Origin of the sequence: Achromobacter mucicolens, assembly GCF_902859725.1 — a bacterium.
GTDB lineage: Bacteria > Pseudomonadota > Gammaproteobacteria > Burkholderiales > Burkholderiaceae_B > Achromobacter > Achromobacter mucicolens.
Genome location: NZ_CADIJP010000022.1, coordinates 55625 through 76891 on the forward strand (window position 1 = coordinate 55625; position 21267 = coordinate 76891).

At 57.7% G+C, this 21267-nt stretch carries 16 protein-coding genes; 3 read left to right on the top strand and 13 right to left on the bottom strand.

Annotated features, from left to right (window positions below; genetic code table 11):
- Positions 1 to 4: 4 nt before the first annotated feature.
- The 13 genes from HV786_RS23480 to HV786_RS23540 form a co-directional block, all read right to left on the bottom strand.
- Positions 5 to 859, bottom strand: coding sequence for a glycosyltransferase (locus HV786_RS23480; RefSeq protein WP_128828685.1), 855 nt, complete (start codon positions 857 to 859; stop codon positions 5 to 7).
- Positions 859 to 3579 (bottom strand): glycosyltransferase, encoded by a 2721-nt coding sequence (locus HV786_RS23485; protein WP_128828684.1) that lies wholly within the window; start codon positions 3577 to 3579, stop codon positions 859 to 861. The genes HV786_RS23480 and HV786_RS23485 overlap by 1 nt, the downstream gene beginning before the upstream one ends.
- Positions 3580 to 3616: 37 nt before the next feature.
- Complete coding sequence (locus HV786_RS23490) at positions 3617 to 5668, bottom strand: glycosyltransferase (protein ID WP_158216701.1); 2052 nt, start codon at positions 5666 to 5668, stop codon at positions 3617 to 3619.
- Positions 5658 to 6779, bottom strand: a complete 1122-nt coding sequence (locus HV786_RS23495) for a class I SAM-dependent methyltransferase (protein ID WP_128828682.1) — start codon at positions 6777 to 6779, stop codon at positions 5658 to 5660. The genes HV786_RS23490 and HV786_RS23495 overlap by 11 nt, the downstream gene beginning before the upstream one ends.
- Before the next feature lie 32 nt (positions 6780 to 6811).
- A complete protein-coding gene (locus HV786_RS23500) occupies positions 6812 to 8188 on the bottom strand; it encodes an ABC transporter ATP-binding protein (RefSeq protein WP_128828681.1) in 1377 nt (458 codons plus the stop codon).
- Positions 8178 to 9002 carry an ABC transporter permease gene (locus HV786_RS23505; RefSeq protein ID WP_338076561.1) on the bottom strand — a complete coding sequence of 275 codons (825 nt, stop codon included), beginning with the start codon at positions 9000 to 9002 and terminating at the stop codon, positions 8178 to 8180. Before HV786_RS23505 ends, HV786_RS23500 begins: the two co-directional genes overlap by 11 nt.
- Before the next feature lie 28 nt (positions 9003 to 9030).
- Entirely contained in the window at positions 9031 to 11148 is a 2118-nt protein-coding gene (locus HV786_RS23510; protein ID WP_128828680.1) for a glycosyltransferase family 4 protein, read from the bottom strand.
- The gene (locus tag HV786_RS23515) at positions 11148 to 12476 is read right to left on the bottom strand and encodes a glycosyltransferase family protein (RefSeq protein ID WP_128828679.1); all 1329 of its coding nucleotides are present in this window, start codon (positions 12474 to 12476) and stop codon (positions 11148 to 11150) included. Before HV786_RS23515 ends, HV786_RS23510 begins: the two co-directional genes overlap by 1 nt.
- Before the next feature lie 367 nt (positions 12477 to 12843).
- Complete coding sequence (locus HV786_RS23520; protein WP_128828678.1) at positions 12844 to 13182, bottom strand: DMT family transporter; 339 nt, start codon at positions 13180 to 13182, stop codon at positions 12844 to 12846.
- On the bottom strand, positions 13182 to 13892 hold the full coding sequence (locus tag HV786_RS23525; RefSeq protein ID WP_252870195.1) for a class I SAM-dependent methyltransferase: 711 nt from the start codon (positions 13890 to 13892) through the stop codon (positions 13182 to 13184). The genes HV786_RS23520 and HV786_RS23525 overlap by 1 nt, the downstream gene beginning before the upstream one ends.
- A 1-nt stretch (position 13893) precedes the next feature.
- Positions 13894 to 14886: a glycosyltransferase family 2 protein gene (locus tag HV786_RS23530; protein WP_128828677.1), complete on the bottom strand. Its 993-nt coding sequence runs from the start codon at positions 14884 to 14886 to the stop codon at positions 13894 to 13896.
- Entirely contained in the window at positions 14883 to 16763 is a 1881-nt protein-coding gene (locus HV786_RS23535; RefSeq protein WP_143221213.1) for a hypothetical protein, read from the bottom strand. The genes HV786_RS23530 and HV786_RS23535 overlap by 4 nt, the downstream gene beginning before the upstream one ends.
- 106 nt (positions 16764 to 16869) lie before the next feature.
- Positions 16870 to 17991 (bottom strand): MraY family glycosyltransferase, encoded by a 1122-nt coding sequence (locus HV786_RS23540; protein WP_128828675.1) that lies wholly within the window; start codon positions 17989 to 17991, stop codon positions 16870 to 16872.
- A gap of 354 nt (positions 17992 to 18345) precedes the next feature.
- Here HV786_RS23540 and HV786_RS23545 point away from each other — a divergent pair, with 354 nt between their 5' ends.
- The 3 genes from HV786_RS23545 to HV786_RS23555 all read left to right on the top strand — a co-directional run bounded on the left by HV786_RS23545 (position 18346) and on the right by HV786_RS23555 (position 21262).
- A complete protein-coding gene (locus tag HV786_RS23545) occupies positions 18346 to 18915 on the top strand; it encodes an SRPBCC family protein (protein WP_056327172.1) in 570 nt (189 codons plus the stop codon).
- A 99-nt stretch (positions 18916 to 19014) separates the two neighbouring features.
- On the top strand, positions 19015 to 20373 hold the full coding sequence (locus tag HV786_RS23550; RefSeq protein WP_175211940.1) for an MFS transporter: 1359 nt from the start codon (positions 19015 to 19017) through the stop codon (positions 20371 to 20373).
- A 13-nt stretch (positions 20374 to 20386) separates the two neighbouring features.
- A complete protein-coding gene (locus HV786_RS23555; RefSeq protein ID WP_056327168.1) occupies positions 20387 to 21262 on the top strand; it encodes a DMT family transporter in 876 nt (291 codons plus the stop codon).
- Positions 21263 to 21267 lie beyond the last annotated feature (5 nt).

Here is a 21267-nt window from a genome sequence, read left to right on the forward strand (position 1 = left end):
TACCTTACCGGCGCAGAAGGCGCGCATAGATAAACCCACGCAGTCCATTCGGAACGAGACGCACCGGAAGACGGATAGCCAGGTTTGTCAAAAATCTGAGGGGCCCGATAAACCCGGCCCGCAAGAAGGTGGTTTGCATCGACCATTCGCTGGCGAGGTATTTCCATCCCCCACGTCTGGCAAACATGGCGCTACCTGTTCTTGCAAGAACCAGCACATCAGGCAGGTTCATTGCACGCGCGCCGTGTTGCAGCATACGCACCCAGAGCGCGTAATCTTCATACATGGGCTCGTTACCATAACCACCCGCGGCAAGCGCCACATCACGTCGAAACATCACAGTCATGTGATTGAATGGATTTCGGCTTTGGGCGTAAGCAGCAATGTCCTCGTGCGACAAGGGCACCCGGCGAACGCGGCCCGACTCCGAGTGTGGGTTCTCATCGAACTCGCGTATCCAACCACCGCAGATATCAACGTCGGGATGGGCGCGCAGACAACTGATTTGATATTCGAACCGGTGGGGTTGCACTAGATCGTCCGTATCAAAACGGGCGATCCACGCCGTGGAACATGCCTTCATGCCCGCGGTCAACGCCGGACCCAGACCCTGATTGACCGGAAGCCGCACCGAGTATAGCGGCAGTCGGTCCCGATACGCGTCGATGACGTCCCGCAGCGGCTGAGTCAATGGCCCGTCTTCCACCAGCACAATTTCGTGAATTTGCGTGTCGCACTCGCACAGGCTTTCCAGGGCCGCCGCTAGATATTGGGGCTGTTCCTTGGCGTAAACCGACATCAGGACGGAAAACGGCCACTCCGAGGCTCGAACGGCTGTCGGGGTCTGGACCTCAGCCATCAGAAGACTCTCCGCACCTTGCTATAGAGGCGATACGCGGCAACCATCAAGCGGCGCACGCGAGGCTTCTGAACCATCCTGCGGACAAAATTAACGAGTTCAGCCTCTTTCTCTGAAAGACTCGGCCCCGCCAACTGTGCGCCGCCTGTTCCAGCGTTATTTACCAGGCTATACAGCACGTTCGCATCCAGGCGGCTCATACCCACGGTATTTCGCACCAAGCGGCGACGTCCGAAGTACCGATTGTACGTTTTGGACATGCTTCCCGGCGTGTTGCGGTACAAATAGCCTACTGTCGGAATGAGTGAAAAACGCTTGTCGCTCCAGGCCAGGCGGGAAAAGAACGCCCAGTCTTCCCACACCGATCGGTCGGAATCATCCCAACCGCCGAATTCTCGCAGTGCCTGGGTTCGGACGACCACATTCGCGGTGATGTATTGATTCTCCAGCACCGCCAAGGCTCTGGCTTCCGGCACTCCGAGCGCCTTCCAGAACCACCCTTCTCGCAACGCCTGCGCGCCGTCCTTCAACTGGCTGGCATCCTCGAAATGAATGGCAAACCCAGTGGCCACCAGCAAGGACGAATCCGCCCTTAATGCTGCAACCGCCGTTTCAAGCGTATGGCGAAGCAGCACGTCATCACTATCCACGAAAAAAGTGAACTCGCTCTTGGAAAGCGCCAATCCTGAATTGCGGGCGCCCGCCAGCCCGCGGTTATCCTGCCGATGAATCCGGAACGGAATGCGTCCGTCAAGCGACGCCGCAACCCGTCGCAGCAATTCGGATGCGTATGTCTCTTGGGAGCCATCGTCGACAATAATTACTTCCCTGGGAAGCAAGCGCGAATTGCGCAGGGAATGGAGCAATTCTTCGAGCAACTCGAAATTGGTGTTGTAGACCGGGACCACAACACTCAAGTCGCACGCACGGGAGTCGTCCCATTGCGGCCAGATCGCGACGGGTGACGGCCGATCGGAACGTGACCACCATTGGTTGATGTCGACCTGCCGCTGGCGAACTCGTCTGCGAGACTCGTTAAGCGCCGCTTCGTAGCTTGCGGGATTGGCGGCGAGCAGCTCGGCCATTCTCTCGCGCAAAGCGAGCGGATTCGGCGCGGAGAAAAACCTCGCCACGTGCTCAGCATCGTCGACCACCTCAATGGCGCCACCGGTGTTATAAGCCACCAGCAGCGTCCCCATCAGCAACTGCTCCAGAATCACGAAGGGATAATTCTCGCCTCGCGACGGCACAACAAACAGGCTGTCTGTGACTCGCTCCTGAACAAACTCAATCAGCTGACCATGCGTCAGATGCAAGTCTTTGTAGGCCACGTGCTTTGAAATGCGGGAACGGTCTTCCTGCGAAGGGCTCAACGGCCCGAGCGACGCAATTTCCTCAATCTCGCGTAACTGACCTGCCTCGCCCAGAGCCTCAACGGCCTGCACGAAATCCGGCCAACCCTTGAGCTGGTTGTACTTTCCGACGAAAACTATCCGCTTTACCTTGCGATACGAAATCGCGCCCGCATCGCGCACCAGGTTCAAGTCAAACGGCAAGGGAGTAATGCTGAGATTGGCCAGTTCGTAGCCGAACTCCTCCTGAAGCAACTGCTTGCTCAGATACTTTGACGGTGCATAGCAGGCGTCGGCGTGCTTAAACAGATAGCTATCGCGAATGGCCTGGGCTGCCTCATACGGGGTGTAGTTCATTGCCCCGGCGTCTTGCGCACCGTACTTCACGTAGTCGATAGACCCATGCATGAAGATACGCACGGTCAACCAGCTGGGCAAACAAGCCGTTCTCTTCGCCTGAACGATCCGAAATCCGATCGACTTGTAGTCCTGAGACTCGACAACGGTCAGGTCCGGTAAGAGGAACAGGATGCAGTAAAGGGACTCCAACAGGCCCAGCCCGTCAAAAAATCCCTCCTTCGTGCCTTGTTCTCCAAACATTCGCGGGACAAAGGTGCGGCCGTCCTTCGCGACAGATGGCGCCACATCGATATCGCAAAAGAGGACAGACACTTTGGGGTCCACCGCTTTGATGTTCGCGGTATACGTCCCGATGCCTCCAGTCGGACGAATGGAGGCATCTTCCGTCGTAACAAGCAGCAGGTCCGATGCAACGAGGCCGGAAGAAAAACCCAGGTTAGCCAAGAATTTGGCATATCCCGTTTTCGTCAGGGAAGACGTCCGAAGGGTCCACCCAACCTGCTTCTTTTCCTCAGTGGCGTGAAAACCGCTGGCATCCAGAAAACTGGCGAACTGCGAGGCTGTCCAATCGCGCTGACGGCCCGCGTCCAACCCATGAAGGAATAAAACGGCCCGCCCCGATTCCAGGCAAAAGCGCTTCAATGCTAGAAGGAAGGGGCGCGGATCAACCAAATCCGCCAGGAATCCAGCAGAAACCGCCCAAGTCGCCGATTCGGTATGGGCACGTACAAAAGCATCGGCCTGACCTTGCCACGTATCCGCGCACCACGATGGGGAGGCCTGGCCTGGCGCGCCCGACTCTGTGTGGTTAAACACACGAAGTCGCGCATCTTCCGGCGAACTTTCGAAGGCGCCGCAAATATTGATAAAAGAGACGCCATGTGCGTCCGCGAATTCCAGGATTTCGGCTGGCGGCTTATGTGCCGCAGGCACCCAACTCAGGTTTCCTTCAAGCGAAGACCTGCCCGCGCCGAAACTGGCGAACATCGACAAAACCTTCAGGTCCATGCTTCCCCCTGCAGGCTTTCCAAGCTATGAACATTCATTACCGCGGCGCCTGCAACGTATCCGGATTCGCGTGGAACCGATCTATGGTTGACTGGAAGAATCTGGCGAATGCCTCCACACGGATTCGCCAATCCCAAGGCTTGATCGACTCAAGGTTCTCTTCAGACAGGACCGCGAATAGGGTACGGTCTTCATGCATCTTTCGAATCGCCGAAGCTATGGCCTCCGGGGTCCGTTCCCCAACGATCATCGCTTGCTGGCGCTCGCCGAACACTTCAGGAACGATGCCCACATCAGTAGATATCACGGGTACGCCACAAGCCATCGCTTCCAGCACAGGATTTGGTGTCCCTTCGATCAACGATGGGCAAACATACAGATCGATGCTGTTGTAATAAGCAGGCATATCGGCGTGCGCGATAAATCCCGTCTGCCGATCCGCGAAACGCGTCTCGACTGGTACGCCTTGTTCGCGTAGCAGTTCAATGGCGGGCATCAAGATCGTATTGAATCCTTTGACGTCGGTTAATTCAGCCGCCCATTTGCTGTTACCCGCCCAGCCGATGACGATCGGACGTGTACCCATCGAAGTAAAGCGCTCAAGATTGTGCGGCTTGAACAAGCCGAGATCCACACCGTCTTGCGCGACACACGCAGGTGATGGCATACCCGGTATCGCGCGATAGATATCGGCCAGACGTTCCGAGGCGACCGTATAAGACGTCGCCCTGTCGCGAAAGAATCCGAGCCGGTCAACGATCTGGCCATTATCCAAATGCAGATGGTCGTAAACAGAGGTCGTGACCGGCTTGTTGGTCACGAAACGCCGTTCGAATTCAGAGAAGCTCAGGCCGGTCCGTTCTATGCACCCCCTAGCCCATTCATGATCGATCAGGCGAAGGTATTCACGCCAAAAGAAATGCACCAAATGACAATCGGCTGCCGCCAGGAAGATATGCCCAAGCTCGGGCAGAGCTTGAGACGAAATTAGCTTGAAATCAAACCGGTCACCAAGGTGGCGCTGAATCTGCCGCGCAATGTTGGAAAAGGCCCATCCGTCCACGTCAACCACCAATGCGATCTTTGGACGCTCCGTGGAGGGCGGCTCGGTGACAAGCACAGCTTGATCAGGCACGGCAGCCAGGCCCAGCGCCTCATGACGCAATGCGAGCCAATGCTCCAGGCCGTCGCCCCAGATATCAAAGCCGTGCTTGCTCTCAAGGTATCGCGCGGATTGATAGATCACGTTTCGTGAGAACCGCTCCCGCTCGTAGTCCCTGTCGCTCTGGGATGCAGGAGGGGGATGATCGTGGATCAAACCCATCACCGACGTCGTGCCCACCTTATAGCCTTCCTGGAAAAGGCGAACTGAAAAATCGATGTCTTCAAATCCGACGAACATATTGTCGTCGTAGCCTCCTAGCCGTTCGAATGTTGTCTTCTTGAGCACACACGCGCCGCCCAACAGGAATGTGGACAGGAATGGTTCCATGGCGGCCGGATCCAGTTCTCCCTGTCGGCACGCGCTGCCCGCTCCTAGATGCAAGCCGGTGGGTTCGGTGCAGACGTACAGATGCCCCCCGGCGGCGAAAACCGTTTTCCCGTCTGGGTTCAGCAGGGGCACATTCAGAAAATGGCAGCCTAGCGTCGCGATATCGCGCTGAATCGCCGGCAGGACATTCTTCGTCAGAAAAATGTCGTTATCCAGGCAAAGCACCCACTCCGTACGGACCTCCGGCATCGTGCGGTTACGGCCTCCGGCCACACCGTAATTCTTGTCCAACGCGACGATGCGCGTACGGAATGGCATCTGCTCGCAGATGCGGCGAAGCTCTCGCAGCGTGTCAGGCTGAGAGCCATTGTCGATGATGAGAAACTCACCCGCGAAATCGGGCACATGTTCCGCCACGGAGCGAAGCAGCTTTTCCGTTAGCCCTGCTCTGTTCAGGGACAGGCACGTGATAGTCAGATTGACGCCATTGACCCCGATATTCGCCTGGCCGCCCGGCGTCCGATGAAGAATACGATGCCTCTCATCAGACACATAGGTGTAGGCATGCAAACCAGGAACCAACAGTTTATCGATCACCACGGCCACTCTTCCTAAATCGACGATACAACGACATCAGGAATCGACGCAGTCCTTCAGGAACCATCCCGCTGATTCGCTCATAGCGTGCCGCTGACCACGCCATCGACGCCTGCGCCTGCTCGGACACTGCTAGCCGATGCACGCGATCGGCAAGCTGTTCGCGGGTTAGCTGCAATTCGAGACTCAACGCTTCCAGCCGCAGTTCAAAAGCATGCGCCTTGCGTTCCCATTCGATGCGTCCGGCCTCCGTTTCAGCCTGATGCTCGGCCCGCAAGGCTTCCAAAGCCTCTTTCACCGAAGGTAGATGGCCTCGGAAAATTCCCGTACGGAAAGAATCCATCGAAAGTGGAAGAATGGCGCCACCTGCGCTGATACCTTGCCCGCCAAGCTCGCCCTGCGTCCATATCCCAACAAAGTAGCTGGCATTGCCCGGCTGAGGTCCCACGTTGTGATCGCTCGGCACGAGTTGAGCAGCCAAAAGTGGAACAAGATTCAGCATTTGTCGCTGACCGCTCTTGCCATCATCAGCGGGATATTGCTGAAGGCGCAGGTTCAGAAAACCTGTCATCGGACCGCCAAGGAACCACCCTTTGCCCTGCCCAAGAACGCCTTCCGTCAGCCCCTTGAACTCATCGAACGTATATTTGCGCAGATGGTAGGGATTTCTCTCTTCTTCGGTCGGAAAGTACCACCAGTCGTTTGGACAGCTGATTGCAATCACGCCGCCCGGCTTGAGCAGCCGTTTCACATTCGTCAGGAATTTGACGGGGTCGACCACATGCTCGATCGTCTCGAAGGACACGATGAGGTCAAAACTCTCCGGCTCGAATTTTTCAAGCAGCGTCTCGCCTTCGCTTTGGATGAAGCTGACTTTGCCGCCGCCGAAATGGCGCTGGGCCGAATGCACGGCGTCCGCCGAAATATCCACACCTACCACTTCGGATGCGCCCCAATCCGCAAGCAGACGGGAGCCGTAGCCCTCACCACACGCGACGTCCAGCACGCGCTTGTCTGCACAATAGGGCTGGGCAAACGAGTACCTCGCAATATGAATGGCCGCCTCCAGCCCGTCATACTGGGTGTTCTCGTCAAAGTTCAATCGTTCCATAGTTCATCTCACCGGGGACCAGCTTGGTCCATTCATCGCTTTGCGATAAGGTTAAATTTCCATTCCCGAGGCAAGGACAGAATGCCCACAGCCTCAAAATTGTCGACGACCTGAAATGCGCACGCATTGGTTGCGTCGGCATGCACGACGAAGCCGCCTTCGTCGTTGATCGCGACACGCCACTTGTAGCTTCCGCCCAATAACGGAAAAGCGGGAAACGTCACAGAGTACGTACCGCTCGCGCATCCGGGATGCGCAGGCATACCCTCCATCAACGTCGTCGTGCCGCAAAGATAAAGCCCGTCATGACGGTAAAGGTTGAATACAAAGCTGATTTTTTCCGGAATGTGTTGGGTCAGGGCGTGGAATGACACGTTCAGACGGATATGCTGGCCTGTAGCCACTTCCGTAATCCGCTCCTCGCCTTGCCCATCGGTCAGCCACACGTCATCGATCACGTAGAGCTTTTCGGGCTGCGGACCGGAGGACGCCAATACCTCTCCGTCGGGCTTGCCTGACGCCGCATCCCCAGCGTTCTCCGCCACTTGGTCGGGATTGGACGTATCAAGTTCGTCCAGCTCTTTAGGCATGGATGCCGTGTGGCCATGACCGGCCGCCGCCTCGCGCTGCTCAAACTCCACCAAGGCGGCTTGCATGTCGATAGTGTACCTATCGATTACCCTACCGGCGGCGCCAAACTCGATTTGCCGACCTTGATTCAGGTAGAGTGCCCGGCTGCAAATGGACTTGACCTGGTACTGATCGTGCGAGACGAACAGAATGGTGCAGCCCGCATCGCGGATGTCGTAAAACTTCTTAAGACAACGCCGCTGGAATGCCGCGTCGCCCACCGCGAGAATCTCATCAACGATCAGTATTTCGGGATCGGTATGCACCGCCACTGAAAACGCGAGGCGCGCAAACATGCCGCTGGAGTACTTCTTCACCGGACTTTCGATGAACTCTCCAATGTCGGCAAAACCCGCAATCTGATCGAAGCGCTGATCAATCTGCTCGTAGGTCAAGCCCAACAGAGAGGCATTGAGGTATACGTTCTCGCGACCAGTGAATTCCGGGTTGAAACCGGCTCCCAGCTCCAACAGCGCGGCGACCCGACCGTAGGTTTTGACGGAACCCGTGGTGGGGGTGACTGTGCCGCAAATCATCTGGAGCAAGGTAGATTTACCCGATCCGTTACGGCCCACAATACCGACCGTTTCACCTTTCTTGACGTCAAACGACACACCTGACAGCGCCCAGAAATCTTCTGAATAGCTCTTGGCCTCCCTGCCAAACATGCTCGCGCCCCGCGCAAACAGCGCCTGCTTCAATCGGTCTTGGGGTTTCGCGTAAATCGAATAGCACTTGCCCAGGTCTTCTACGTGAATCGAGATATTGTCAGACGACATCGGCGAACCCCTTGCGCACCTTTTGAAACCAGGCAATACCCAGCACGAACACAACGAGGCCAATCGCGGTGTAAATGCCCCACAATGTCCAATTCAGCGTCTTTCCAAAGATGAGCACATTACGGGTCTCTTCCACCACGAAGGTCATGGGGTTGAGTTTCACGTAGAACTGCATGCGGTTCGGAATGGCCGACAGCGGGTAAAAAATCGGTGATACGAAAGTCAACACAATGGTCAAGAGCGAGACTGCCTGAGCGGTATCACGGATATACACGCCTAGGCCTGCCAGGAACCACGAAAGTCCCAGGCAGAACAACGCCAGGGGCACCAGCACCATTGGAAGGTAGATGATCGTCCACGGGATATTCCCCAGAAAGATCAATTGCGCAATCAGCAACACGACAAAGCTCACCAGCAAATGGAACGTCGCCGAGCCAAATGCAATCACCGCCAACGTCTCCAAAGGAAAAACGACTTTCTTCACGTAGGAGATATTGGAAAGTACCAGCGAGGGTGCTCTGTTCAAGCATTCAGCGAACAGGTTGTTCATGATGAGCCCCGCGAACAGGATCACCGCAAAGTCCCCGTGCGACTGCGTGGCCGAAGCGCCGGCACCGCCCCAGCGTGCCTTGAATACGACCGAAAACACGAACGTATAGACGATGAGCAGCAACAGGGGATTGAAAAACGACCAGGCCAGGCCGAGCACAGAACCTCTGTACCGGCCCAGGACTTCGCGCTTGACCATCTGCACTATCAATTGGCGGTGGCGTGTCGCCATATCGCGCACCACATTTATCACTTCGGAAATCAAGAATTACCTCTCACATTCGCATGCTTTTTCATGACTGGTTGGCTTTGGCCGATCCGCGGCGCAACAGCCGCTTGACGAAACCTATGACCGGGCGCACCAGCCTAAATCGTTGATATACGGACACGACGAGTCTGCCTGCGCGTAGCATGACTCGCAGCAGATCGGGAGGCAGATCTCCCACCTCTTGCAGAATTCTCCTTGTCGCAGCGGGTGCATTGGAGAACGCGATACTGTTCCAGACGGCCACCGAGAATTGAGAAAGTCGTTTGCGGCGGTCGGCGCTGTCGTCTCCGTTCAGCAGGTAGGAAATCTGCTTCGGGCTCGGGTAGTGGGCGTCATCCGCAGACACACGCAGCAATGGCCGAGGAACCAGCAGACCCACCTCGCCACGCTGGGTCAGCTTCCAAAGGTGCTTGATCTCGGCGTACTGGGCGAGACCGGTATCGAAAGCGTCCAGGAGAGGCCGGCCCGGCGCTGTCCGGAAAACCGCACGCGTGCTCGGATGGCGCCCGCTCATGGGCGCGGTGTCGATCGCCAGTGGCAGCGAATAGGTGTCGATCCGCTCTGACGCATCGGATTTGCGGATCGCCCACCCCGACACAAATGGGATATCGGCCCGGGCACGGAACACGCGCACTGCAATGTCCAGAAAGGCGGAATCGACGACATCGCGCGCGTCGAAGACGGCCATCGCGTCCGTCGTGCGCAGCGCATGCAGGTCCACGGAAACGCCGCCCATGTCGACGCATCGAACGCTCCTGCCGAAGACGAACGCCGATACTTCGGGGCCGGCCCCTTGGGCGGGTAACAGTACAACGGCCTGATACCCTCCTTTTGCCAGACACGCCCCCAACGGCTGTGAATCGGCAAGGGTTTCGGCTTGGATGACGACCAACAGCTCCAGCCCAGGCGTGGCCTCCGCGCGGCCAAAGCTGGGCGCCATCGGCATCGCAGACTCGTAAATAGGCGCCACGGTGGTCGGCACGACTGGATACGGAAATGTCAGGCGCGTCCGCAGCTCGGCATCGTCCCAAAGCCGGCCAATGGCCAGACTGAGCGCATCGGAAGACGTCGCATCGAACACCAGGCTATTGCGCTCATGGTGAAAAAAGTCTTCGAAACCCGGGATGTCCGACACGATGACTGGTACACCACCCGCGTAGAGCTCGTGCGCCGCGTAGCAAAACGATTCCGCGCGATTCGGGAACACGGCAAAACGCACTTTCTCGAGCAACGTCTCTGTTTCCTCGTGCGACAAGTGACCAAGGATATGGAATCGCGAGCGCAAGTCAGCGGGAATGCGCCTCAGCAGGTAATCCGCGTAAAGACCGCTTCCATCGGGCGGCTGCTTCGAATCACCGCCAACAAAATAGAAATCAGGCGCCAGATCCGGACGCTGGCGCATCCACAGAATGGCGGCGTCCACCAGCAGGTCGACCCCCTTGATCGAGAACAGCCTGCCATAAAAGAGGATGCCGTTCTCGATTCCGTCCGATGTTCGCTTTTCGAGCGTCTTTTGGAGCGGCGGAATCGCTACGACTTGCCGTGCAGCCACATTGGGATAGAGATCTGTCAGCGACCGCTTGGAAACCGATTCCGAAGGAACGATGACCGTATCCGCCAACGCCAGCGCCGCACGTTCAAGGGAATACAGCACATAAAGTTCAGGATGCAGCGAGTTGGTCAGGTCCACGCGGTCCATCGCCTCGATGGTCGCGTGGTAGCGAACGGCGATGCGCGTCCCTTCATAGCTGCCGAGGGCGATCTTCTCGCACAGGGCGTAATACGCCACACCGTGATAATCGAAAAACTCGATCAGCGACGGATGCTCCCGTTCATGAACCTTCAGGGCCGCGACATTCAGCACATACGAGCGCCACTCGTACCATGAGGCGAAGCTGTCGCGAGGCAGCACGTCCTTGCCGCAAACGTCCTCAACCCGGTACGCCACGCAATTGTGCGCATTGGGCAGTTTGAGCCGCTCCTCCTTGTCAAACCGCGCGAACACCTCGGTGTCGACGTCCAGCAGGAATACAACTCGCTTGCCCGCGTGGAGCAACTGCACTGCCACGTTGTGCAGCAACGCCCCGCACCCGCCCCGGGTGACAGGGAACAGTTCATAGCTGACGAAGCAGATCGTGTGCATCAGTTCAGGAACCGCTGCAGGGTGAGCGCCGATTCGGCATTGTGTTCCACCGCATATTCACGATACGCGGCAATTATCTGGTCGCGCTCAGACAACGCCAGCTTGATCTTCTGCGCGATTGCATAGGCATCGTCGGGAACAGGCACAATCAGCCGGCTCTGGAGGTACGGATTGTTTTCGAAATATGGGGTATTTGGACCAACGATGCATGGCACCCCCACCCCGAAACTTTCGAGCGGCAGCATGGGTGCGCATTCGTTAAGCGTCACGTACAAGTTCAGATGGGTGGTCGCCAGTTGCGCAGGCATTTCCGCCTGCGGCACCATCCTGCCGAGAAAGCTCTGCGCTAAGCCGAATTCCTTGCAGAACTCCAGCATGCGTTCGGATGCGACCGAGCCCACGACCTGAGCCCCATCAATGATTGAAGCCGCCGCCAGCATCTCGTAGGGCGGCTTGTGCTTGAGTTCGGAAATACTCCATATGCCCAGCTTGATCGGCGCCACCGGCACGTTGGTCGCGGCGTCAGGAATCACCCGGTACATATTCAACAGATAATGCGCATCGATGCCGCGATGCTGCAATATCTGTTCTTGCCCTTTCTTGACAAGACCGATGCGGCGGATCTTGCCCTGCCGATGAAGCGCGCACATAAGCCGGAAGCTGCGCCACGCGTAGTCCTCAGGCGCCTGCATGAACGTGCCATGCCAAACGACATGAACCGGAACGTTCGGCGCCTGCCGATGGAGCGCCTGCACAAGGTGCTGGTACGTGAACGGAAAACCCTGCAGCACCACGGCCTGAGGCCGTCTAGCCAGCAGGCGATGCGCAATCGATTCTCCGTCTTCCGGGGTCAATTCATCAGTGAGCAGCAGAAGATGATCAAACATCTGCGCAGCCGAACTACGGATACCGAGCCAGTCCGGGTGGGCAACGGCAACGACTTTGTCCAGCGGCAATGCCAGTATGGCCTCATCGGAACAAATGCTCGTGGCCTGCGCCTTCAATGAACTTGCAATAGGCCCAGGCGTCACGCCGAACTGCGCTGCGCGAGCAGGCGGCGTCGAACGTGCGGCGCGACGCTGCGCGATGGCGCGATACATCTTGCCCACCGGGCCTTTCGAGAGCCGTAATCCGACTCGATAGGCGACGGATCCTTCAATTTCGCGGTATCGGGCTGTTGCGTCGGCAAGCAAGGCTGCGGTGCTGGCCAATTCCAGTCGAAGCTTTTCGGCCTCGGTGTCGCCGGCAGCAGAAGATCCACCCGCGGCATCCTCGATGGAGTCGTTGAGATCTGGCGTCGACCGGGACTTCGTCGAATGAATTGTCATGAAGTTGGAAGATTTGAATTGCTAAGATGCTCGGCGTCCGGGCTTAGCAGAATTCCGACATGCACCCGGGCGATGCTCAGGGTGAGAACAAACCGCAATCGTGCGTACGGGCTCACTCACGACGCACCCCGGTGAGGCTGCTCCGATTTTAGATCAAAAGGAAGGGAAGTTCGGTCACCGCAGGGCCAGGTGCCCCGGGCGGACATTGGCCGAACGGGCTGCGCCAGCTTGACAGTTGCCGCCGCGAGTCTCCAAAACCAGCGGCAGAAGCATACATACGGCCACGCCCGCGCACCTGCGGATTTTCGCTTCCTTGCCAATCCATACTTTCAGATGCGCGGCGTAACGGGGACCTCCCAGGGAGAGATTACGCTTTCCCCGCGACCACGATGCCCACCATGATGAGCGCAATACCAAAAAAATATTGAATGCTGAACCGTTCGCCAAATACGAGGTGGCTACCAAGTGGCACAAGCACGAAGGCCAGCGCCATGATGGGATAGACCCGCCCCAGTTCAACCTTTTGCAGCACCCAGACCCAAGCGATCGATGTGATGCCATAGAGCACCATAGCAGCAGATAAGGCGGCGAGCGGCTTGAAGGAAAAAAGGGTGCCCGACTGCGCCAGGGCCGACGCGCTGACCTTGAAAAGTATCTGCCCGATCGCCAAGCCGACGACACACAGCACCGCTGCAAGATAAATCATCAACGAGACATGCCAGGTTTGTCGACAATCGCGTGAAACGCGACAAACAGGTTTAGATCCATGGCCGGCAACCTCGTCGGCCACCACGACTCTTGCGCCTTCGGGAAGTAGTGGCGCAGAAGCGCCATCAGGTTATTGCACGGGTTCACGTGTTCCCGGGCCATAACGTAATCGTACGCGATCCCCATTGCCAGAGCCGTCTTGCGCGGGCCCAGGCGGCGCCCAAGTCTCCAGGCGAAACCCGGATCTGTCGGGATCAGGATCGACAACGTGCCGCCCGGTTTCAATACGCGCTGCCACTCTTTCAGCGCTAAGTGCGGGTGATAGATGTGTTCAAGTACGTGCGTGGCGATTACACGGTCGAAGCTATTGTCTGCGAATTCTATGTCCCCGCCCGACTGCACGGAATAAGAGACGCGCCCCCCACGCTGGTCGCCGATTTTCTTTGCGGCGATGTCCAGGGTCTTGGGATCCATGTCCGTCAACACATACTCGTCAAACTGGTGATTGACGAACGACAGATGCTCGCCCGTACCAGCACCGATCTCCAGCACCCGTCCGAATTTAGCGTTGCCGTTGAACGGCTGCTCAGTAAGTTTATGGCTTGCTCGCATCACCCATGATTGCAGCGGGCTCTGGTAATTGCATTCGTCGTAAACATCGGCGAACTTTTCACGATAGTCCACCCAAGCCTTGTCTTCATTATGCAATTCATTTCTCCGAATCTTTCAAACTCAACACCGAATTTCCACGAATCCGTTGAAATGGTCTGGTCGGCACGGCGCTGATGTCGTGCCCTAAAAAGGCCAACACCAACTGCAATCCCACGATAATCGGAAGAGCCGACAGCATCACGGTTCCCGCAGGCGTGGTGGAACCCGCACTAGCCGCCTCAACCCAATTGAAAATGCCAAAAAAAATGCCGAATAAAATAAGAAGACATCCGAGAGGCAGCTCGATCGAGGCCAGGGACATATCGCGCAAATAATAATTGTAAAAAATACGCTTCGAAAAATTTATTACGTGTTTCACAAAAAACTCGCCAATGATCTTCCCAATTTTCAAGTTGCTGACTTCGTCGCCATACTTCGCATCCATGGGAACGTCGACGACCACGGCTCGAAGCGTATTCAGTCGGAACAAGATATCTGTCTCAAAGAAAAATCGCTTGCTGATTTTTCCCATGGGCAAATGCTTGACGACTTCGCGATGGATTGCCGTATATCCGTTCGTGGGATCGAACAGATTCCAATACCCAGACGACAACTTGGTCATGAACGATAGCACAGCATTTCCGAACAAGCGGACCTTCGGCATGGCCCTAATTTCCTCGAGATCGAAGAAGCGGTTGCCCTTGGTGTAGTCTGCCTCGCCCGCAATGATCGGCGCCACAAAATCGGGGATGAGCCTGGCGTCCATCTGCCCGTCGCCATCCATCTTCACCATTACATCCATACCATCATCGATGGCCGCCTGATACCCTGCCATCACGGCGCCGCCTACACCTTGGTTGGCCTCGTTGCGCAAGACGATGACCCTAGGGTCGTCGCAGTTTTGACGCACGAAATCTCCGGATGCCTCAGGGCAGCAGTCATCAACCACATATATTCTGCAAACTTCGGGACCGATACTCCTAATGACGTCAAGAATGTGCTTTCTGACCTTGTAGCTAGGAATGACAACAGAAATTCTCAGCGACATCATTTATCTCGCTTAGTTGTAGCGACCGGCCGAATACCTGCGGTAGCCATGCCAACTGCAAGCACAATGACGAGCAGCGACATTACGACGGTAGGCCACAGGTATCGATAGTCCTGGGCGCTCATGAGCACACTGAGGCCAACGCAGTTGAATGCCGCCGGCGCAAATATAAGCATCGCCACCGCTGATCTTCGGTATATAAGCATGACGGTAGCAAGCAGGCCTAGCAGGATATATAGCGCTGGGCGCGTATACACCTCGCTCTTCGCGAGAATCTGGCTAATCCACGTACCCAACGATTGTTTAAATTCCGGCAAGAGGGACTGCGTTTTCAATCCCAGCTCGCGGCTCTCCGGCATATCTGTGATTTCGCCGGGAGAGATGGAAACGAACTCGTCTCCTGCGCCATCCATTCGCCATATCAGGCCGGTCACACAAAGCTGGTGCTGAGCGAACACAATCGGATGACGAAATATCTCCTTGAACATCAGCGTATTAAGGTCACTGGCCGCAGAGCCAAGAAATGAAAACGAAATATGCTTGTTCCAGAATAGGGGCACGACGGATCTACAGTTATATCCCTCGAGCCATTCCTCCCGCGGGAGCACCTTCTGCATAAGCACATCATCAGCCGGATCAAACTTCACGCCAGCTTTTTCCATCGCACCCAATACATGAACCGCGAAGATGGACTTGTAATGGGCACCTATCGGGTAAGCTCCCAGCATGGTCAGCAGTATCGTTTTAGTCACGATGAAAACGACAACCTGCGAGGCCAGCGCCACACCTACCCGGAACTTCGCCTGTCGACCGCGGGCAAGGACAAAGAGCAAAGAAAAAAACAGGCAGACAATGATGATGCCATTGTGACGAACACCGAAGGTCAGAAATCCGGCTAATGCCATGGCGAGAACGGAGCCCCAGGTCAGCGTCAGATTGAGTCGGACCTCACGTGCGGCAAGTGCACTTAGAAAGATGATGCCTATCGTGAACGGCACGTCCTTCCAGAGTGTCGTCACGATCATGAAATTTGCCGGGAACAGCGGCAGAACAAGCGATGCAATAGCGGTTACGTATTTCGGTACGCCCCACGCCATGGTTTCACGCAAGAAAAACCAGGTAGCCAGAGAAAAGCCGAGGATCTGCAGGAACGCCGCCGATTGCGGAGCCGGGTATACCAGATAGGCAAGCTTATAAAGAAAGGTTGAAAGAAGGGGATGGGCATCGGCGTACGTCCCCTCCACAATCTGACGCCATTGGTCGATGGAATCGGGGGACATCTGCGCAGGCCAGTAAACCGCGAGAGCGAGACTGTAGATGAGCAAGCTGGGCAGGGCCAGCCATAGGCTCAACGGAGGCCGGGCATCGGTGACCGCTGATGCGTTTTCTTGAATTCCGCGCCCGGTACGCGCCAGAAAGCACGTAGCAATAAAGAACGCGGCAAACGCCACAATGTAGATCAGCAGACCTCGTATAAATGACTTGCCAATACTTGCCTTGAGAGGCAACGTATCACTGAGATCGATGTGGAGTGCTCCTGGCGTAGCGGAATACAGGTCATAGCGCCGAACGAAATCTCCACTACGAATTTCGACTATTCCTGAATACGCGTGCTTTGCAAACACGAGTGAATCGCCGGGGCGAACGTCCACATCCGCCTCGATGATCGCGGGCTGATTTTGATAAGAAACAAGGCTGGCGCCGCGACGTTCCCATCCGCTATCGGTGCGCTTGGCAGAACTAGCATGCATGCTGTCGGCAACGGACGACGAAAGCCAAACTTCCGCCGACTTCGAAAGTGCATTGCGCTCGCCAGTCGCAACAATTTTCAATCCGTCGGGTGCCTCAAGCACTGGCCGAAGGGGAAGCATGATCAGCACGAGCAACGCAAATATCGCCGATATGACGACGCACTTCGCTATTGACGGCAAGATATTAAATTCCTTCGGACACTAAAAATTATCAGCAAACTCGGCTGCCGCGCATTCAGGCTTTGGGAGTTCTACGGCGCGGCCGTTTCCTCTGCCTCATGACCAACCATTTCGGCATATCAAATCTGACGAGCTTCCGATAAAGAACCAAATAAGTGGTGGAGAAAACAAAAACAAAAAAGATCAATATATATTCGTGCTGCCAGAACAAAACGGCCGGGATGACCGCAAACGACGACAGCAGCCAAAGATACGGCGAAGTCATTGCATTGCGCTGGGTCTGATGCCGCACCTCTGTTCCTCCTGCCCACCGGATGAGCCGCTTGTAGATGAGCATGTGTAGATGGACCCCATCCGGCATGCCTGGCGACTGGCCGCGGAGAAACTTCTTGCGGTATATGGAGAACAATGTCTCAAATACGGGATAAATGCACAGCAACAGAGGAAACCACGCTGAAACGTCAGGATGACGGGCCAACATGAGTACCGAAAGCGCGCCGATCATGAACCCCACAAAATATGCGCCGCCGTCGCCTAGAAAAATCAGTCCTCGCGGGTAATTCCAAACGAGAAAACCGGCCAATGCCCCGATCATGCCGACGGCCGTCACCAGGAGCAGGCGATCACCAAGGTAATACGATACGTACGCAAAGCCGGCGAATATCATGGCCGATATGACGGCAGCCAAACCGTTATATCCGTCGATGATATTGATAGCATTCGCCGCACCCGCCATTGCAACTGAAGTGAGCACGAACGAAATGGCGGTGAACTGAAGTAGCCAATCCACGCCAATAATGTCCAGCCGCGTGAGTTGGGCACCCAGGAAATAATAGGCAGCCGCCCCAGAAACCATTGCCAACCCGAGCCGCACCAGCACTCGGACTTTTTTCGTCAGGTCCTCAGCCAACCCGCCCAAAAAGGCGGGCAGCGACACAGCCAACAGAGTCAGTAGATCTTGGTGCAGCGGCGATTCACGGAATGCGGTAAGCACGGCAATACCAAACATCGCAACGATTATCGACACGCCGCCGACCCTCGGCACCGGGATAATATGGTACTTCTGCACGCCGGACACATCATGATCAGCGGTATATTTGGCGTGCAACGTGTTATATCGCACGAGCAATAGTGTGACTACCAGCGAGATCAAAAATGCAACTAGCACATAAACCATATAAACACCGGATTTGGATTTTCGCGCAATTTTAGTGGCTAAGGCCGGCCAGCGGGGGACCGGACGGGATTTAATGCCACCGCGGTGCTTAAATAGGCGTATTTTGTGGGGTTTTCGCCTAAAAACGTGGGCTCCCCAGGGGCCCCGATCCTGCTTGGTGGGGTCCGGCCGGGATTTTACCTCGCTCCCGGATCACCGCACTACTCTTCTCTTCGCGGGTCGAGCCCCGTTCAGCGTGTGGACCCGTCCGCTGGCGACCGCCAGGGTAGCCCGAGCATCCGCCGCGAGGGTCGAGAGTGGATAAAAAGCTCAATTAGCGCAAGAATAGGGTGACGCTTCCACAAGGAGACAGCCATGCGCATTGCCGATGCCCAATGGATTCCTTCGACGCAGCACCAGACCTGGGATGCGTTGACCGACCCGCGAGTGTTACAGAAGTGCATTCCGGGGTGTGTGGAAGTCGCCATGCGCAGTCCGACCGAGTACGCGGTCACGCTGCGCGCCAAGATCGCCGGTATCGACACCGACTACGACGGCGAGATCCTGCTCTCCGATGTCAACGCCCCGAACAGCTGCACGCTGGTGTTCGAAGGCAAGGGGCGAGCCGCCTGCCTGGCGATCGGCACGGCTCAGGTCAACCTGACCACCAAGGACGAGGGCACCCGCGTGGCTTACACCGTGGCCGGCATGGCAGGCGGCAAGCTGGGCGAGTGCGGGGAAGGCGTGCTCCTGAAGGCCGCCGAGAAAATCGTCGACAAGTTCTTCACTGCCTTCATCGACCATATGGCAGCCCAGCCGCGTCTGGCGCCCCCGCCACCGCCGCCCGAACCCGAACCGCGGGGCCTGTCCAATTCCCGTTGGTCCTGGATGCTGGTCGTATTGGTGATCGCCGTATTCTGGGGATACCACGCTTTTTACAAGTGATAACCCTAGGGTGCCGGTGATATCCTAAGCGGCATGACTCCGCCGCCGCCACCCGCTCAGCCAGCCACTGACCCCGCACGCTCAAGACGGGACTTGCTGATGGCGATGGCGGGGGTGTCGGCCACCGTGGTGCTTGCCGCCCTGGATTCCACCATCATCAGCACCACGCTGCCGCGCGTGGCCGAGGCCCTGAACGGCATGGCGCTGTATGCCTGGGTCGGCACGGGCTATCTGCTTGCCACGGCGGCTTCCATCCTGATCTTTGGCCGGCTGGGCGACATGTTCGGCCGCAAGCCCTTGATGCTGGTGTCGGTGCTCATCATCGCGCTTGGCTCCATTGCCTGTGGCCTGGCGCAGTCCATGACGCAGTTGATCGTGTTCCGCACCCTGCAGGGGGTGGGCGGCGGCATGATGATCGCCACCGCCTTCGCCGCGCCGGCGGACCTGTTCCCCGACGCCAAACAGCGGGTCAGATGGATGGCGCTGGTGTCCGCCGCATTCGCCATGGCCAGCGGCATCGGTCCGGTGCTGGGCGGCGCGGCCACGCAGGCCCTGGGATGGCGCGCCGCGTTCTTCATCTCGCCCATCGCGGCCGCGGGCGCGTTTTTCCTCCTGGCGCGTTATTTCCCGCGCATCCGGCCCATCCATGACGGCAGCCGCAAGATCGACTGGCTTGGCGCCATCCTGCTCGTGCTGGCCGTGGGCGCGCCGCTGGCCGCGCTGGAGCTTGCCTTTGCCAGCGGCGAACACGCGCACCCGATCCTTGGCCTGACGCTGGCGCTGGTTGGCGCCGCCGCCATCGCCATCCTGATCCCCACCGAACGCCGCGTGAAGTCGCCCATCTTCCCGCTGCGCGTGCTCTCGGGTCGCGAACCGCGCCTGCTGAACCTGGCCGCGATGATGGTCGGCGCGGTGATGTTCATCCTGATCTTCTACAGCCCGTTGCTGCTGCAACAGGTGCTGGGCTATACGCCCAGTCAGGCCGGACTGCTGCTGACGCCGCTGGTGGCCGCGATCTCGGTGGGCAGCATCATCAACGGCCGGATGTTTCCCAAGCAGACCGAGCCGCAGCGCCTGATGGTGTTCGGCGGCGTCCTGCTGGCGGCCGGATCGCTGATGGTGCTGCTGATTTCGCCAGGCACGTCGGCGTGGTGGATTCTTGGCGCATTCTTCGTCAACGGCTGTGCACTGGGCTTTTTGCTGCCCAACCTGACGCTTTTCATGCAGATGCTCAGCGAGCGGCGCGACGTGGGCGTCGCCTCGGCGCTGGTGCAGACGACACGCGCCATCGGCAGTGCGCTGGGCACCGCCGTGGTCGGCATCCTGATTTCCCACAGCACGGTGCTCTCGGGCGTGCGCACCGGCCTGATCCTGTGTATTTTCCTCTCCCTCACGTGCGCGGTGCTGGCGCACCGGGTGAAGATGAGAAACCTGGTCACGAGCCGCAGCCACGGTTGATTCAGAGCTGAACATGCAACGCCGCGATCTGCAGGACCTGTTGATTCTAGCCGCCGTCTGGGGCGGCTCTTTTCTTTTCATGCGCGTCGCCGTGCCGGAGTTCGGGCCGGTGGCGCTCATCGAACTGCGCGTGGGACTGGCCGCGCTATTTCTCCTGCCCGCCGCGATCTGGCGCAACAAGCTGCCCTTGATCGCGCGCCGCTGGAAAGCCATTCTCGTGGTCGGCACCTTGAATGCCGCGCTGCCCTTCCTGCTTTACGCGTACGCCGCCCAGTCATTGGGCGCGGGCTTTCTGTCCGTCGCCAACGCCGTGACGCCGGTATGGGGCGCCGTGATCGGCTGGCTGTGGCTGAAAGACCGGTTGCCGTGGACGCGTTCGCTGGGGCTGCTGATCGGTCTGTCCGGCATCGTGGTGCTGGTCTGGGACAAGCTCGACTTTCAATCCGGCGGCACGGGCTTTGCCGTGCTCGCCGCCGTCTCCGCGCCCGTCTTCTACGGCGTTGCCGCGAACTGGACGAAGCGGTTCCTGACAGGCGTGGACCCCTTGACCAGCGCAACGGGCAGCATGGTGTCGGCGGCATTGGTCCTGCTGCCCGCTGCCGTGGCCACCTGGCCGCAACAGCCGGTGTCCTGGGAGGCCTGGGGCGCGACGGTCCTGCTTGCCGTCGTGTGCACCGGCGCCGCGTACATCGTGTTCTTCCGGCTGATCGCCAACGTCGGCCCGACCGGCGCGGTCAGCGTCACGTTCCTGGTTCCCATCTTCGGGGTGGTCTGGGGCGCGTGGTTCCTGGACGAAGCCATCACCGCGCCTATCCTCGCGGGCGCGGGCATCATTCTTGTGGGCACCGCGCTGGCGTTGGGACTGGTCGGGATGAAGCGCCCCCGCTGAACGCC

What these genes read in the sequence shown, in the direction of transcription:
- HV786_RS23480 (WP_128828685.1), bottom strand. Translation starts at nt 859, where the DNA reads ATGGCTGAGGTCCAGACCCCGACAGCCGTTCGAGCCTCGGAGTGGCCG.
- HV786_RS23485 (WP_128828684.1), bottom strand. Translation starts at nt 3,579, where the DNA reads ATGGACCTGAAGGTTTTGTCGATGTTCGCCAGTTTCGGCGCGGGCAGG.
- HV786_RS23495 (WP_128828682.1), bottom strand. Translation starts at nt 6,779, where the DNA reads ATGGAACGATTGAACTTTGACGAGAACACCCAGTATGACGGGCTGGAG.
- HV786_RS23500 (WP_128828681.1), bottom strand. Translation starts at nt 8,188, where the DNA reads ATGTCGTCTGACAATATCTCGATTCACGTAGAAGACCTGGGCAAGTGC.
- HV786_RS23510 (WP_128828680.1), bottom strand. Translation starts at nt 11,148, where the DNA reads ATGCACACGATCTGCTTCGTCAGCTATGAACTGTTCCCTGTCACCCGG.
- HV786_RS23515 (WP_128828679.1), bottom strand. Translation starts at nt 12,476, where the DNA reads ATGACAATTCATTCGACGAAGTCCCGGTCGACGCCAGATCTCAACGAC.
- HV786_RS23520 (WP_128828678.1), bottom strand. Translation starts at nt 13,182, where the DNA reads ATGATTTATCTTGCAGCGGTGCTGTGTGTCGTCGGCTTGGCGATCGGG.
- HV786_RS23530 (WP_128828677.1), bottom strand. Translation starts at nt 14,886, where the DNA reads ATGATGTCGCTGAGAATTTCTGTTGTCATTCCTAGCTACAAGGTCAGA.
- HV786_RS23540 (WP_128828675.1), bottom strand. Translation starts at nt 17,991, where the DNA reads ATGGTTTATGTGCTAGTTGCATTTTTGATCTCGCTGGTAGTCACACTA.
- HV786_RS23545 (WP_056327172.1), top strand. Translation starts at nt 18,346, where the DNA reads ATGCGCATTGCCGATGCCCAATGGATTCCTTCGACGCAGCACCAGACC.
- HV786_RS23550 (WP_175211940.1), top strand. Translation starts at nt 19,015, where the DNA reads ATGGCGATGGCGGGGGTGTCGGCCACCGTGGTGCTTGCCGCCCTGGAT.
- HV786_RS23555 (WP_056327168.1), top strand. Translation starts at nt 20,387, where the DNA reads ATGCAACGCCGCGATCTGCAGGACCTGTTGATTCTAGCCGCCGTCTGG.